The sequence below is a fragment of the Thermostichus sp. MS-CIW-38 genome (assembly GCF_054058415.1).
In genome coordinates, this window is sequence record NZ_JBSSAH010000014.1 from 49,861 (window position 1) to 62,626 (window position 12,766).

12 protein-coding genes, 1 pseudogene and 1 riboswitch are annotated in these 12,766 nt (G+C 58.1%); of the genes and pseudogenes, 8 read left to right on the forward strand and 5 right to left on the reverse strand.

The genetic code is table 11. The annotated features are described in order from the left end of the window. Window positions 1–5: 5 nt before the first annotated feature. From ACVWXZ_RS06925 to ACVWXZ_RS06935, 3 genes are all read right to left on the reverse strand, one after another. Window positions 6–2,111 (reverse strand): thioredoxin domain-containing protein, encoded by a 2,106-nt coding sequence (locus ACVWXZ_RS06925; RefSeq protein WP_457440493.1) that lies wholly within the window; start codon window positions 2,109–2,111, stop codon window positions 6–8. A gap of 106 nt (window positions 2,112–2,217) precedes the next feature. Continuing rightward, window positions 2,218–2,721 carry a GNAT family N-acetyltransferase gene (locus tag ACVWXZ_RS06930; RefSeq protein WP_457402668.1) on the reverse strand — a complete coding sequence of 168 codons (504 nt, stop codon included), beginning with the start codon at window positions 2,719–2,721 and terminating at the stop codon, window positions 2,218–2,220. Between the two features lie 73 nt (window positions 2,722–2,794). Beyond that, entirely contained in the window at window positions 2,795–3,262 is a 468-nt protein-coding gene (locus ACVWXZ_RS06935; RefSeq protein WP_414522411.1) for an SRPBCC family protein, read from the reverse strand. A 294-nt stretch (window positions 3,263–3,556) separates the two neighbouring features. On the opposite strand from ACVWXZ_RS06935, the gene ACVWXZ_RS06940 reads away from it, so the two are divergent. Next, window positions 3,557–4,333 (forward strand): DUF502 domain-containing protein, encoded by a 777-nt coding sequence (locus tag ACVWXZ_RS06940; RefSeq protein ID WP_238376947.1) that lies wholly within the window; start codon window positions 3,557–3,559, stop codon window positions 4,331–4,333. On the opposite strand, the gene ACVWXZ_RS06945 is transcribed toward ACVWXZ_RS06940, so the two are convergent. Next, window positions 4,330–4,680 (reverse strand): TIGR03792 family protein, encoded by a 351-nt coding sequence (locus ACVWXZ_RS06945; RefSeq protein ID WP_414417226.1) that lies wholly within the window; start codon window positions 4,678–4,680, stop codon window positions 4,330–4,332. The genes ACVWXZ_RS06940 and ACVWXZ_RS06945 overlap by 4 nt on opposite strands. 35 nt (window positions 4,681–4,715) lie before the next feature. Then, window positions 4,716–6,050 carry a 3-phosphoshikimate 1-carboxyvinyltransferase gene (gene aroA / locus ACVWXZ_RS06950; protein WP_457402666.1) on the reverse strand — a complete coding sequence of 445 codons (1,335 nt, stop codon included), beginning with the start codon at window positions 6,048–6,050 and terminating at the stop codon, window positions 4,716–4,718. A gap of 236 nt (window positions 6,051–6,286) precedes the next feature. On the opposite strand from aroA, the gene rsmH reads away from it, so the two are divergent. The 7 genes and pseudogenes from rsmH to ACVWXZ_RS06985 all read left to right on the forward strand — a co-directional run. Then, window positions 6,287–7,198 (forward strand): 16S rRNA (cytosine(1402)-N(4))-methyltransferase RsmH, encoded by a 912-nt coding sequence (rsmH, locus tag ACVWXZ_RS06955; protein ID WP_457402665.1) that lies wholly within the window; start codon window positions 6,287–6,289, stop codon window positions 7,196–7,198. Window positions 7,199–7,374: 176 nt separating this feature from the next. Then, window positions 7,375–7,899: a hypothetical protein gene (locus ACVWXZ_RS06960; RefSeq protein ID WP_457384511.1), complete on the forward strand. Its 525-nt coding sequence runs from the start codon at window positions 7,375–7,377 to the stop codon at window positions 7,897–7,899. Window positions 7,900–8,243: 344 nt separating this feature from the next. Continuing rightward, window positions 8,244–8,396, forward strand: a riboswitch (cobalamin riboswitch). Window positions 8,397–8,438: 42 nt separating this feature from the next. After that, complete coding sequence (locus ACVWXZ_RS06965; protein WP_457402664.1) at window positions 8,439–10,409, forward strand: TonB-dependent receptor plug domain-containing protein; 1,971 nt, start codon at window positions 8,439–8,441, stop codon at window positions 10,407–10,409. Between the two features lie 128 nt (window positions 10,410–10,537). Continuing rightward, window positions 10,538–10,945 carry a DUF1636 domain-containing protein gene (locus ACVWXZ_RS06970; RefSeq protein ID WP_457482326.1) on the forward strand — a complete coding sequence of 136 codons (408 nt, stop codon included), beginning with the start codon at window positions 10,538–10,540 and terminating at the stop codon, window positions 10,943–10,945. A gap of 11 nt (window positions 10,946–10,956) precedes the next feature. After that, window positions 10,957–11,826, forward strand: a complete 870-nt coding sequence (locus tag ACVWXZ_RS06975) for a (2Fe-2S) ferredoxin domain-containing protein (RefSeq protein WP_457402662.1) — start codon at window positions 10,957–10,959, stop codon at window positions 11,824–11,826. Between the two features lie 237 nt (window positions 11,827–12,063). Continuing rightward, window positions 12,064–12,471: a hypothetical protein gene (locus tag ACVWXZ_RS06980; RefSeq protein WP_457402660.1), complete on the forward strand. Its 408-nt coding sequence runs from the start codon at window positions 12,064–12,066 to the stop codon at window positions 12,469–12,471. Window positions 12,472–12,692: 221 nt separating this feature from the next. After that, a pseudogene (locus tag ACVWXZ_RS06985) lies at window positions 12,693–12,766 on the forward strand (IS607 family transposase); the annotation flags it as partial.

Below are 12,766 nucleotides of genomic sequence, written 5' to 3' on the forward strand. Positions count from 1 at the left end.
AAAGGTCAGTAAGCTCGATTTTGGCCTTTGCCGATTTGCGACTGGATTTGCTCGAGAGAACTGGCAGGGGCCAGGCATTTGTTGCCCCAGCACACCAGCCCTAGAGCTCCTTCCGGCAGAGGTTCGGCTTCGGTGGGGAGAGCAAAGACGGTGGTGGGCCAAGATCGTTGCTGAAAGGCGGGAATGGAATCGGCCTCCAGGGTGACTTTCACCCAATTGCTATACCAATCCAGTCCGGCAAAAAGGCTGGGGCAGGTGCGCGGCTGGGTGCTCATGATGTGGGCAAAGGTTTTCAAGGCCTGCTCTGCCCGCTCCAGGTAGTCCAGATCTCCAGTGAGGGCGGCCAGGCGCACCAGGTTGGCAATGGCCACCCCATTGGCTGCAGGGGTAGCGTTGTCCTGGAACTCCTTCTCTCGCACCAACAGCTCAGGGGCACTCTGGGCATCGCTGACAAAGTATCCCCCCCTGGCCGGATCCCACAGTTGCGCATCCATCTCCTGCTGGAGCTGGAGGGCAGCCTGCAACCAGTCTTGAGGGGTGGGATCCCCCACCAGGGGCAGGCAGGCTTGCTGCAAGTCCAACAGGGCCTTGATCAGCAGGGCGTAATCTTCCGATTTGGCGGGCACCTGAGCTGTGCCATCGTAGTTCAGGCGCAACAGGGATCCGGTCTCAGGGTGGCGCTGCTGGCTGAGGATGAATTGGGCTGCCCGCAGAGCGAATTGCAGATAGTCTGCGTTGCCGAACACTTGATAGGCCCGCGCCAGGCCGGAGATCATCAAGGCGTTCCAAGAGACGATCATCTTGGTGTCGGTGACAGGTGGGATTCGCCCTGGCCAGGATTGCAGACGGGCCGACTGGGCATCCACTGCCGGAGGGAAGGGAACTCGTCGCTCCGCAGAGCCATAGCGTGCCTGAAACAGATGGGTGGTCAAGGCGGCTTCAACTTCTGGCGGCAACGCTCCTCCCTGTTGGCGCTGCAAGACGATGCAGCCGGGCCGATCGGGGAAGTTGCCCCCCGGCGATAGGTCAAACGCCTGCTGCAAGGCGCGGAAGGTTTCTTCCCCCAAGAGCTCCTGCAGCTCCTGCCAGCGCCAGACGTAGAACTCTCCCTCCTCTGGCTCTCGATCCTCTGCCCGGGCAAAGCTGTCGGCATCTTGAGCGGCGTAGAAATACCCGGCAGGGGCGGTCATCTCTCGCGCCACCCACTCCACCGTCAGCCGCACCGCCCGCTCGATGGCCGGATCTTGGATACCGTGCGCCCACAGATCGGAGAGAAACTCTAGGATCTGCCCGTTGTCGTAGAGCATCTTTTCAAAGTGGGGCACCGTCCAGGTGGGATCCACGGTGTAGCGGTGAAATCCTCCGGCCACATGGTCGAAGATCCCTCCCAGCACCAAGGCCATGCCTCGCTCTTTGGCCCGTTCCAGAGCGCTCTGCGAGCCGGGGATCCCTTCTGGTGGGTCGAAGCGGGCCGAACGCAATACCAACTGAGCGTAGGGCATCATGGGAAATTGCTGCACCGCCCCGGCATTGGAGAGCAAAGGCTGGATCTTGGGGATCCCAGAGCGCAGCAGGTCGGCGGGAATGTGGTCTTCCGGCACTAAGTCGCTGAGGGTGGTCAGAGCCGTCAAAATCTGGCCTTTCATCTCCTCTATTTTTTCCTTTTCCTGCCGGTAAAACTGCAGGATGCGCTGCAGCAAGGCCAGAAACCCCGGGCGGCCAAAGCGGGGCTCTACGGGAAAATAGGTGCCGGCGTAAAAGGGCACCAGGTCATCGGGCGTGAGGAAAACATTGAGGGGCCACCCCCCCTGCCCGCTCATGAGCTGCAACGCCTGCATGTAGATGCTGTCGAGATCGGGCCGCTCCTCGCGATCCACCTTGATGGGCAAAAAATGGGCATTCAAAAAGGCGGCAATTTCAGGGTTGGAAAAAGCCTCGCCCTCCATGACCGTACACCAGTGGCAACTGGAATAGCCGATGGATAGGAAAATCGGCCTATCCTCGGCCCGCGCTTTCTCCAGAGCTTCTGGGATCCAAGGCCACCAGTCCACCGGGTTCTCGGCGTGCTTGCGCAAGTAAAGGCTGGAACTTGTGGCGAGGCGATTGGCCATGAGTACACCCTCTCACCCTTTTTGCTTTTCAGGCTAGCGCGTCCTCCTCCCAAGGCAGAGCCAACCCACTGTTGTTCAAGATACACTCACCCAGGATCCCTGTCGGTCAAGCCTGCTCCTGCTCGGCAGCCGGGACTAAAAACTCCAGAGGGCGCCCGTGTAAAACCAAGGTGGTGCTGGGATTTTCCACAAAGCCGATTCGCTCGTAAAAGCCACGCTGATGGGTTGTGAACAGGTAGATGCGCTCCACCGACTGCAGGTGGGGATGGCTGATCAGGGTTTCCACCAACTTGCGCCCAATGCCCTGACGTCGGTAATCGTGATCAACCACGATATCCCAGAGGACGGCTCGGTAAACCCCATCGGAAGTGGCGCGGCCAAAGCCAATCAGGCGCTCCCCATCCCAGGCGCTGACCACCGGATGGCTGTGGGCAACGGCCCGCTCCATCTCCTGCCGCCGGCGATTCTGCGCCCAAAAGGCGTTGCGGTTCAACAGCAGGAGAAGTTGATCCAGATCCAGCTCGCCCCGCTCCAGAGAGAAGCGAATGTTGCGGTTGTCCACCGGCTGACGAGAGAGGGCAATGACAGGCTCAGGAGAGGGATCGGGCATGAAGAAAACCTTTGCAGCAGTGAGGGTTGGCAAGGGGAAGTTCAACAAAACGCTTAGGCCTGACAAACTGAGGCTAGCTGGCCGAGGCACCTTCGGCGGTTGGCCCCGCATGCTCCAGGGCATAGGCCTTGAAGCGCTCCAGGTCCGCCTGGATGGTGCTCTCCACCACTTTGCCCACAAACAGGCCATCCAAGATTTTGCCGAGGATCCCCGGGAGCTTGTAGGCCACCGACAGCTTCACAATGGTACTGCCTTTGCGGTCGTAAAAGCGCAGCGCGCCCCGATTGGGCAGCCCCTCCACCGAACTCCAGCCGATGTGTTGGTGTTTCACCACCGTGTGGGTGCGGGAGATCCAACTGAAGGTGAGGCCGCGGGTATCCAGTGTCCACCGGGACAGCTCCTGATCCAGCAATTCCACCGAGCGGATCCACTTCATCCAGCGGGGCATGAGGGTGAGGTTGGCCCACAAATCCCATACCTGCTCAATGGGAACAGGCACCTCCACCTGACAGGTATGCTCTAGCCAATCTGACTCTGACATAGGGCCTCCCACGCAACACCCAGCAGAAACACAAACCATCCAGGGGCTTGGCCACAACGCCTCGGGACGGGATCCCTGCCTTTACAAAATTTTATATCGACCTAAGATAGCATTATCGGCCTCGTGAAAGTTTGGGGCTCTGCGCTTTTTGGCAGCCCGGTTTCTTTTTCGAGCAAGTTGCGGCTGCCCCCCATGAGGGCAATGCAGAAGGCAGGTATCATGATTGCCATCTGCAAGCTCCACTTGCAAAGGTTCGGTGCATCCACTCGGTTGACTTGACGGAACGACCTCACCATGGTTTCACAATGGAAACAGCATCTTAAGAACTACTTCGTGGCGGGGTTGCTGGTGGTGATCCCTCTGGCAACTACCATTTGGCTGACGGTGGAGGTGGCCACCTGGAGCATTGGCTTTCTGACCAGCATTCCGAAGCAGTTCAATCCCATCCAGGGTTTGCACCCGATCTTGATCAACCTCATCGATCTGGCGGTGGGCCTGTTGACGCCGATTGTGCTCATCCTGTTGATTGGCTTCATGGCCCGCAACATTGTCGGCCAGTGGCTGCTCAATCTCAGCGAACAGTTGCTCCATGCGATTCCGGTGGCGGGGCTGGTGTACAAGACCTTGAAGCAATTGGTCAGTGTTTTGTTTGCCCCCAACAATCAGCGCTTTCGGCGGGTGGTGCTGGTGGAATATCCCCGACCAGGAGCTTGGGCGCTGGCCTTTGTGACGGGCACCATTCAAACTCCCATTCGGCCCGATGGGCCGCAGCGCTCCCTTGGCCTGTTTGTGCCCACCACCCCCAATCCAACGACGGGCTGGTACGCCATTGTGCCGGAAGACCAGGTGGTGGAAGTGTTCATGCCGGTGGAAGATGCTTTTAAGATGCTCATTTCCGGCGGCATTGTCACCCCTGAGAGTTTTGAAGCGGGGCTGCAGCGGCGAGAAGGAGCTTTGGCCGTGACCATGCCCAGTTTGCGGGAGCTGGTGGAGCAGGAGCGGGTGGCAGGATCCCCCAGGGCTGACTCGGTGGGCTCTGAGGTAGGTTTTGAGACTGAAGGGATCCCTTAATCCTGCTTTCCTGTCCCTGCAGAAGGGCCGGGCTGCCAGAGCTGGTATTCTTTGGCCTGTTCCAAGCGCACATAAAAAGGCCGCATTTGCCGATCCAATGCCTCCACTTGCTCGGGGGAAAAGGCTTTCCAATCAGCGCGGCTGGCCCAGCGGAGGATGAGGTGGACAAGTTCAGGATCCTGCTGATCCAGCCAAACTTCTTTGCCCAGAAAACCCGGATGCCGGCGCAGGGCGGATCCCCAAACCCGCTCGTCTTGCTCAAGAAAGGCTGCTTGCCCACCGGGAGGAACCCGGAAGCAGAGATGTTCGATGGCGATAGGGCCGGGCGGGCTGGGGCAGGTCGACATAGGAGCAGAGGCGGCAAAGTTAAAGATGGGCCCTCTCAAGACTCCAGGGGGGAAGCAGTCAATCGTTGCAGGGTGGGAATGAAGTCGGGGTAGGAGATGCGGGCACAGTCGGCTCCCCTGAGGAGGGTGGATCCCTGCGCTCCTAGAGCTGCCACCATCAGGCTCATGGCGATGCGGTGATCCTCGTGGCTGTCGACCTCGGCCCCGTGAAGAGGGATCCCTCCCTTGATTTCCAGGCCATCAGGATATTCAGTGACCTGGGCTCCCATGCGGCTCAGCTCTTGGGCTATGGCAGCCAGACGGTCGCTTTCTTTCACCCGCAGCTCTGCGGCATCGCGAATCACCGTGATCCCCTCGGCAAAGGCCGCCGCCACCGCCAAAACCGGGATCTCGTCGATCAGGGTGGGGATGAGATCGCCGGCGATGGTGCAGCCGCGCAAGCGGGCCGAACGCACCCGCAGATCTCCCAGGGGCTCGCCGGCCATTTCCCGGAGGTTCTCAATTTGGATGTCAGCCCCCATCTCCTGCAACACCCGTAGTGCACCGGTACGGGTGGGGTTGAGGCCCACATCCCGGAGCAGCAATTCGCTCTCGGGCACAATGGAGGCGGCCACCAGCCAAAAGGCTGCCGAGCTGATATCTCCCGGCACCTGAACTCTCTGGCCCACCAGGCGGGATCCCCCCACCACGGCCACGGTTTTCGCCTCTGGATCCACGTGAATGTCGGCTCCGAAGGCCCGCAACATCCGTTCCGAGTGGTCCCGAGAGAGAGCCGGCTCGGTGACTTGGGTGGTGCCTTCTGCCAGCAGGCCCGCCAGCAAGAGGCAGGATTTCACCTGCGCCGAAGCCACCGGGGAGCGGTAGTGAATGCCCTTGAGGGATCCCCCTTGTACGGCCAAAGGTGCCAACGTCCCACCGGCCCGTCCCCAAATGCTGGCCCCCATCTGCCGCAGCGGTTCTACCACCCGCCCCATGGGCCGCGAGCGCAGGGAGCGATCGCCGGTGACGGCAAAAAAGCGCCCGGCCTGGCCAGCCAGGATCCCCAGCATCAGGCGCAAGGTGGTGCCGGAGTTACCTGCATCCAACACGTCTGCCGGTTCTTGCAGCTGGCCCAGGCCAACTCCCCGAATGCGAACACACTCGCTGTTAAGCTCCGAAATATCTGCCCCCAGCGCCCGAAAACAGGCTGCCGTCCTGCGGGGATCCTCTCCCAGCAACAGCCCTTGGATGGTGGTTTCTCCTTCGGCCAGGGATCCCAGCATCAGGGCGCGGTGGGAAATGGACTTGTCGCCGGGGATGCTCACTTGGCCGCGCAGGCCCTTGGCCGGCGAGAGAGTGAGGATATCGGTAGAAGAAGAGTGAGTCAACACAGCAACTCTGATGGCAGACTGGGCAAAAGCGGCAGCAGTCTCATCTTACTCAGGCCCGGACTCATGCCCCAGAGATCTTACCAGGGATCCCAAGACAGCCTGTCTTTTGACGGCAACCCCTCTTTTCCCAGAGGATCACCTTAACAACATGGATTCCTCGGTCGGGGCCTGGCCTCGGCCTTTTTTTTTTGCAGATACTGAACTTTGTAGCAGCAGAAATAGAACCCCCGCAGACCGTGCTTGGCAAGGTGTATCAACACGACTCTGTTTTGACCGAGGAGGTGATGGCCTACCTGCAACCCCAGGGGGGCGGCACTTTTCTGGATGTGACGTTGGGAGGGGGTGGGCACAGCTTGGCGCTGCTGCGGGGGGGAGCTGCCCGAGTGGTGGGGTTGGATCGGGATCCGGCGGCTCTGCAGGCGGCGCAAGCGCGTTTTGCAGCAGAAGGGATCCCCAGTAGTCGCATCCAACTGTGGCACCTCAATTTTGCCGATTTCGATCTGCAGCAGCATGGCTTTCGGGATGAGCAGGGGCAGGGGATTCCCTTCGATGGCATCGTGGCCGACTTGGGGGTGAGTTCGCCGCAACTGGACTGCCCTGAGCGGGGATTTAGCTTTCGCGGAGAGGGGCCGCTGGATATGCGCATGGATCCCAGTACAGCTCAGGAGACTGCCGCCGATTGGGTTAATCATCGCCCGGTCGAAGAGTTGATCGAGATTTTCACCCGTTACGGCGAAGAGCGATTTGCCCGCCGCATTGCCCATCACATCGAGCAGGCTCGTCCCCTCGCCACAACTACCCAGTTGGCCCAGGTGGTTTGGCAGGCGGTACCTCCGGCAGCTCGGCGAGGCCGCATTCACCCGGCCACTCGGGTCTTTCAGGCGTTGCGCATTGCCGTGAACCGAGAACTGGAGGCTTTAGAAACCTTGCTGGCCCAAGCTCCCACTTGGTTGAAACCCGGCGGCAGGTTGGCCGTGATCAGCTTCCATAGCCTTGAAGATCGCCTGGTGAAATGGGCCTTTCGCAGGGATCCCCGTTGGCAGGTGCTCACCCCCAGGCCCTTGTCCCCTTCCGAACTGGAACGGCAACGCAATCCACGGGCCCGCTCTGCCAAACTGCGAGTGGCTGCCCGCAGCAGTCAGATGTAGGTTTAGGTTGGTTCTCCCGCTCTCAAGAGATCGGCTACCGTGAAGCGGACAGCTGTCCTGCTGAGGCCGGGAATCGGGAGAAGGGGGTTGCTATTGGGGGATGCGGGGAACTAGGGTGAAGCGGAACCGGCAGTCCTGCACCGTCGGATCCCTTGGTGTGTGTGAGGTTAAGCCCTATGGTTAGCCAGCCTTTGAACGCAGGTCTTGATCGTCCCAAAAGCCCTCGTCGCCACAGACAGCCTTCTGCTCTGAGCCGACCCCTCTCCGGTACAGTTCAAGCCAGCCGCACCCAGCCTTTGGATTTGAAGTTGAAATCAGCCCATCCTCGCAGCCAACATTCGGCTTGGGCAGAACACCTAGCTTGGTGGAAGCAGATCTCCACAGGGATGGCTATCCTCTCTGGGGTTTCAGTGTTAAGCCTTTACAGTTGGACTGTGCATACCCAAAGCCGGTGGAGCCAGCGTTACCAGGTGTGGCAGCAGATGCAGCGCAACGAACGACAGTTTCTGCTGACTCAAGAATCCATTGCCAATTCTCTGCGGGAAATTGCCGACCGCTCCGAAATGGTGCCGCTGGTACCGGATCGGATGATCGAGGTGCCGATTGCCTCTCCCAGCCAAGTTAAACCGGATCCAGCCCACCAGACGACAGCCCCGCCTGAAATCGAAAAAGCTCCTCTTTTCTACCCGGTTGGGTACTAGTCCAATGAATCCCGTGGACAGCAGCCAAGCCACTGCTCCCCTCTTACTCTCCCAAAGGCTGTGGATTTTGCAAGATCTCAGCGTATCTCTATCCTCCCTATCCTTCAAATTCTTCAAAAGTCAAGGGATCCCTGGGCCTCGCGATCTGGAGTAGCAGCGGGCTATCCTTCAACTGCTTACAAAGCAGTGAAGAAATCTGGCCTAAATGGGATGTGGCCCATCCGAAGCCCTGGGATTGCCGTTGGGATCCCGTTCACCCCTGGAGATGACATCCCCCCTGGCAGGATAGGAACTCCAGAGCAGGGGATGTATGATGCCTAGCACGGCTTTTTCGGAGCAATCGCAGAGAAAGCTGTACCGACAGGTTGTCCTGGGGATCAGCCAGGGCATGTAAAGGGGAAAGTCCGGTGCAAATCCGGCGCTGTGCCGCAACTGTGATGGGCTTGGGCTAGACCCATGCCCTCAGTCAGGATGCCCGCCTGCGGTTCTGGCTCGTCTTTCTTCCGCGTCGCACGGAATCAGGAGCTTCAAGAAAGAAAATGAATCCCATTCTAGGTCTCAGCCTGGCGCTGGGGGGTCTTGTTTTGGGGATCCCAGCGTGGGCGCAGCCGGCGGCCTCTTCACCTTCAGCTCAAGAGGTGTTGGAAACCGGTGTTAGCGCCGAGATTTTAAATCAACCCGTCACCACACCTTTTCGCCGTCCTGGTTTGCTGCGGGATTCTTCCCGCCCGGTTTACGTCATTACCCGCCAGCAAATTCGAGAGCAAGGGGCAAGAACGGTTCAGGAGGCCCTGCGCTACCTGCCCGGGATCCTCAGCGACGGCACGGCAGGAACCCAGTTGGGAGCCCTTAGCTCCCAGTTTATGCGGGGAGGACGAACGGCCCAGGTGTTGGTGCTCTTGGATGGCCGCCCCATTAACGACCTGGGCTTTTTTGGCGGGTTCGATCTGTCTCAGATCACTACAGATGTGGTCGAGCGTATTGAGATCTCTCCAGGTGGGGGCTCCACTTTGTATGGATCGGACGCGGTTGGCGGGGTCATGAACATCGTAACCCTGGAGCCAAAGCCGGGATCCGAGACCGTGCTGGAAGCGGCTATCGGCAGCTACGGCCTCAACGAGCAAGGGATCCAGAACCGCGGCCAGGTGCAGGATCTGGGCTGGGTGGTCAGCTATCGCCGTCTGCAGAGCAACAACGACTTTCCTTTTGAAATTAGGCGTTTGGGCAAAGCCGGCAGGCGGGAAAACTCGGCGGTGGAGTACCACAACCTACAAGCCAAACTCACCTGGCAACTGGCAGAAGGCCAGGTCCTAACCGGAAATGCCCTTTATCTCAATAAAGCGTTTCAGGTGCCCGGCAGCACCGAGTTTCCCTCCCCCGATGCAGTGCAAAACACCAACGACCTGCTGTTAGATCTCAGTTGGCTGTGGGATCAAGAGAGGGGATCCCTGCAAGCTAGGGTATTTTTTGACGACCTCAACTATCGCTTCAGCGCCCCACAAAGCCAGGGATCCCGGGATGAGATCTCGCGAACGGGGTGGGGATCCCAACTGCAATACACCTGGAAGGCTGCTGAAAACCTGGAGCTTACTCTAGGAGCAGACTACCGATCCATTTCAGCTCGCAACACCACCTTCTCCTTTGCCAGGGGATCCACCAACGTCAACTATGACAATACCGTGAACCAAGGGGCCCTCTTTGCCCGCCTGGATTACAGGCCACAGCCCAACTTTTATCTCAACTTAGGTGTTCGCCAAGATTCGAGCAATCTGGTCAACGGTTCGGCCACCTCTCCTGCCGCAGGGATCCGCTGGGTTTTGGCAGAAGGCACCACCCTGAGGGCCAATTATGCCGGCAGCTTTCGCACCCCCTTGATCTCAAACTTATTCTTTCGTTTGCGGGGCTTTTTTGAAGTCGACGGCAACCCCAATTTGCGCCCGGAGCGGGGAGAGAGTTTTGACATTGGCCTGGATCAGGCTCTGGGAGATTTTGGCCTGCTGCGCTTGACCTTTGCCCATAACCGCATCCGCGATGGCATCACCTTTGTCAGCACCGGCCCGAGCAGGGGAACCTACGAAAACATTGAGCTCGTGGAATACACAGGCATAGAAGCAGCCCTGGATTTGCGATTGGGGGAAAACTGGACTCTTTTTGCCAACTACACCCTGAACGATCCCATCATCCGCTCGGCGCTGGATCCCAAAGCGGTTGGCAAACAGCTAGCCTTCGTGGGAGCAGACAGCTTCAACCTGGGCCTGAGCTACCGCGATGCAGAGGATCGGTATGCCTCAGTTTTCCTGCATCACATTGGCACTTTCTTTACCAACAACGCCAATACCCAATCTCTGCCCGGCTACACCAACCTGGCTCTGCGGGGAGGGATCCCGGTTGCAGAAAATCTCGCTCTCGAGGTGGGAGTCGATAACCTGCTGGATGAGCAATATGAGGTTTTCCCCGGCTACCCAGGAGTGGGTCGCACCGTTCGGCTTAATTTAAGGGGCCAATTTTAGAGCGACTTGAGGCTGACTTTTAGCTGTCTAACTCACTGCTGAATCCTTGGCCAAGACATTGAGATCGTCTTTGCCTCTTCTCACACCCTTTGCTTGGACAGAAACCTATGACTATATCAAGGAGCACCATGTCTCGATCAACTTCCCAGTTGCCAGTTCAAGCTGGCAGCGCTGCCCAGCAACCCAGCAGCCATTGTCTTTGGGTTTGTGTCACTTGCGGATCTCGGTGGGTTAACGGCCAAAAAGAAGGGATTAGCAAGGGAGAAATGCTGCTGTCTGCCCTGCAATCTCAAACCCTCAATCCTCAACTGACCCTGAAGCCGGTTGCCTGTATGAGCGCCTGCAGCCATGCTTGCGTTGTTGCGTTGGCAGCACCTCAAAAGATGACCTATGTTTTTGGAGATCTCGATCCAAAAGATGTGGGTCTCATTCTGCAGACAGCAGAGCTCTACCTCACCAAGCCAGATGGGATCCTACCCTGGGCCGAGCGCCCTCTGAAAAAAGAGGTGATTACTCGTATTCCACCACTGCACTGAGGAGCTTTCTCATGGCCACTTTTACCCCCTGGATAACCCCCCTCCATCAAGCTTGGCAGGAAGTTTCTTTAACGGGTTGGACAACCCTTTATGAAGGGATCCCTGCCCATATTGACTGCTTGGGGCCGTTGCTCTACGAGCTGTTTCAAGAGCACTGGGCCGAGATCCAGGTGGGCCATGTGGCGGAAGGCGGGGTGCTGGAGCTGGCTTTCAAGAAACCTCCAGCTTTGTGCGTGCTCTACGATGGCTATCTAACCGTTGCCACCGAAACTTGGCACCTGCATTTGTGCCTGGAGGAGCACCAAGGCGGCCCCCATCGCAAGACCCCACCCGAGCTGCGCCGCAAAAGATTGGTTAGCCGTGCTGCCCTCTACCGGCGCCTCAATCCCCAAGGTCAGCCCCGCATGTGGGGGATCCAATTCTGGAATGGAGCAGAAGAGCCTTTGCTGCAGATTTTTCTGCCCAGCCCCTTTTTGGGGCCAGAGGAAGACTACCTGCCGGAAGGCAAAGCAGATTACCAAAAGCTTTCTCTTTACGAGCGCATCCGCGCCATCTATGTGCAGGGGAAAGAGCGGATCCCCTATGAGGATAACCCTCTTAAACGTCCCTACCTTGCTGTTTGTCGTTCCAGCCGTTGTTATCCTTCCCGCAACTACCAACCGGTTGTAGAAGCTCTGGAATCCGCCCTTCGAGAAGCCAACCTGGACGTACAGGTTATCACCTCAGGCTGCTTGGAAGTTTGCCAACAGGGGCCGGTGGTTTTTTACTCCGGAGATTGCACCTGGTACAAGCGGGTTACTCCCCAAGTAGCTCGACAAATTGTTTTTGAGCATTTGCTTAATAGCTGTCCTCTGAAAGACCACCTTTTTCCAGGAGATTAAAGCATGATTGGCCTGCAATCGAGTGCTCAACCTATCCCCAGATCTTGCCGCTTGATCTCAGCCCCACTTTGGATACAAGCTGCTCAAGATTTGGCCCAAGGCTGGTTCTGGCCCAGCTTGTTTACCACCGTCGGCTGTCTCAGCAATATTGCTTATACATGTACCCTTCCCTTTGTAACTGTTGGTATTGTTGCAGGCACAACTTTAACCCGCCAAAGGGCAATCATTAGTGCTTTGATGATTTGGCTGGCCAACCAAATCTTTGGCTACACCTGGCACAACTATCCCCGCACTCCCGATTCGTTTGCCTGGGGGTTGGTGCTGGGGATCGGCACGGTGGGGATTGCTCTTGCTGGCGGTTACCGACCTCTGTTTTCTCAGTCCAAGCCGCTTCGGCCAAGGCAACTGCTGCTGAACTATCTCTGGATCCCGGCCATGCTCATCTTGGGGTTTCTGGCTTTTGAAGGGCTGATTTTGGCAGCCGGCCTGGTCTTGGGGGGAACGGAGGGCTTGACCCTGTCCATCCTGGGCAAAATCTGGTTGCACAACTGGCTGTGGACAGGACTTTGGATTGGGATCCACACCCTGCTGGTGTGGGATAGAGGACGTCGCCGGGTGTGGCTGGGAGAGGGGAAACTTCGGTAAGCCGCTCCCGTACAAGCTCTTCCCATCCCGTCAGCGGTGCGGAGCACTTTTGCAGTGATCTGGAACATCCCCAAGAGGGATCCAGGCCAAAATAGGGGCGACCTATGTGGGAGGGGATCCCTTTGCAACTCAGTCGCGTTAACAGTGAGCATGACTCTAGTCAATGATACGCTGGACTATACTGAAAATAATGTACAGTGTGTTCAGTATGGCTGCTTGGTATGGCTAGGTATGTAAAACCGAGAGAAGCGGCGGATTATTTTGGGGTGTGTCTCCACACTTTGAGGCGATGGGA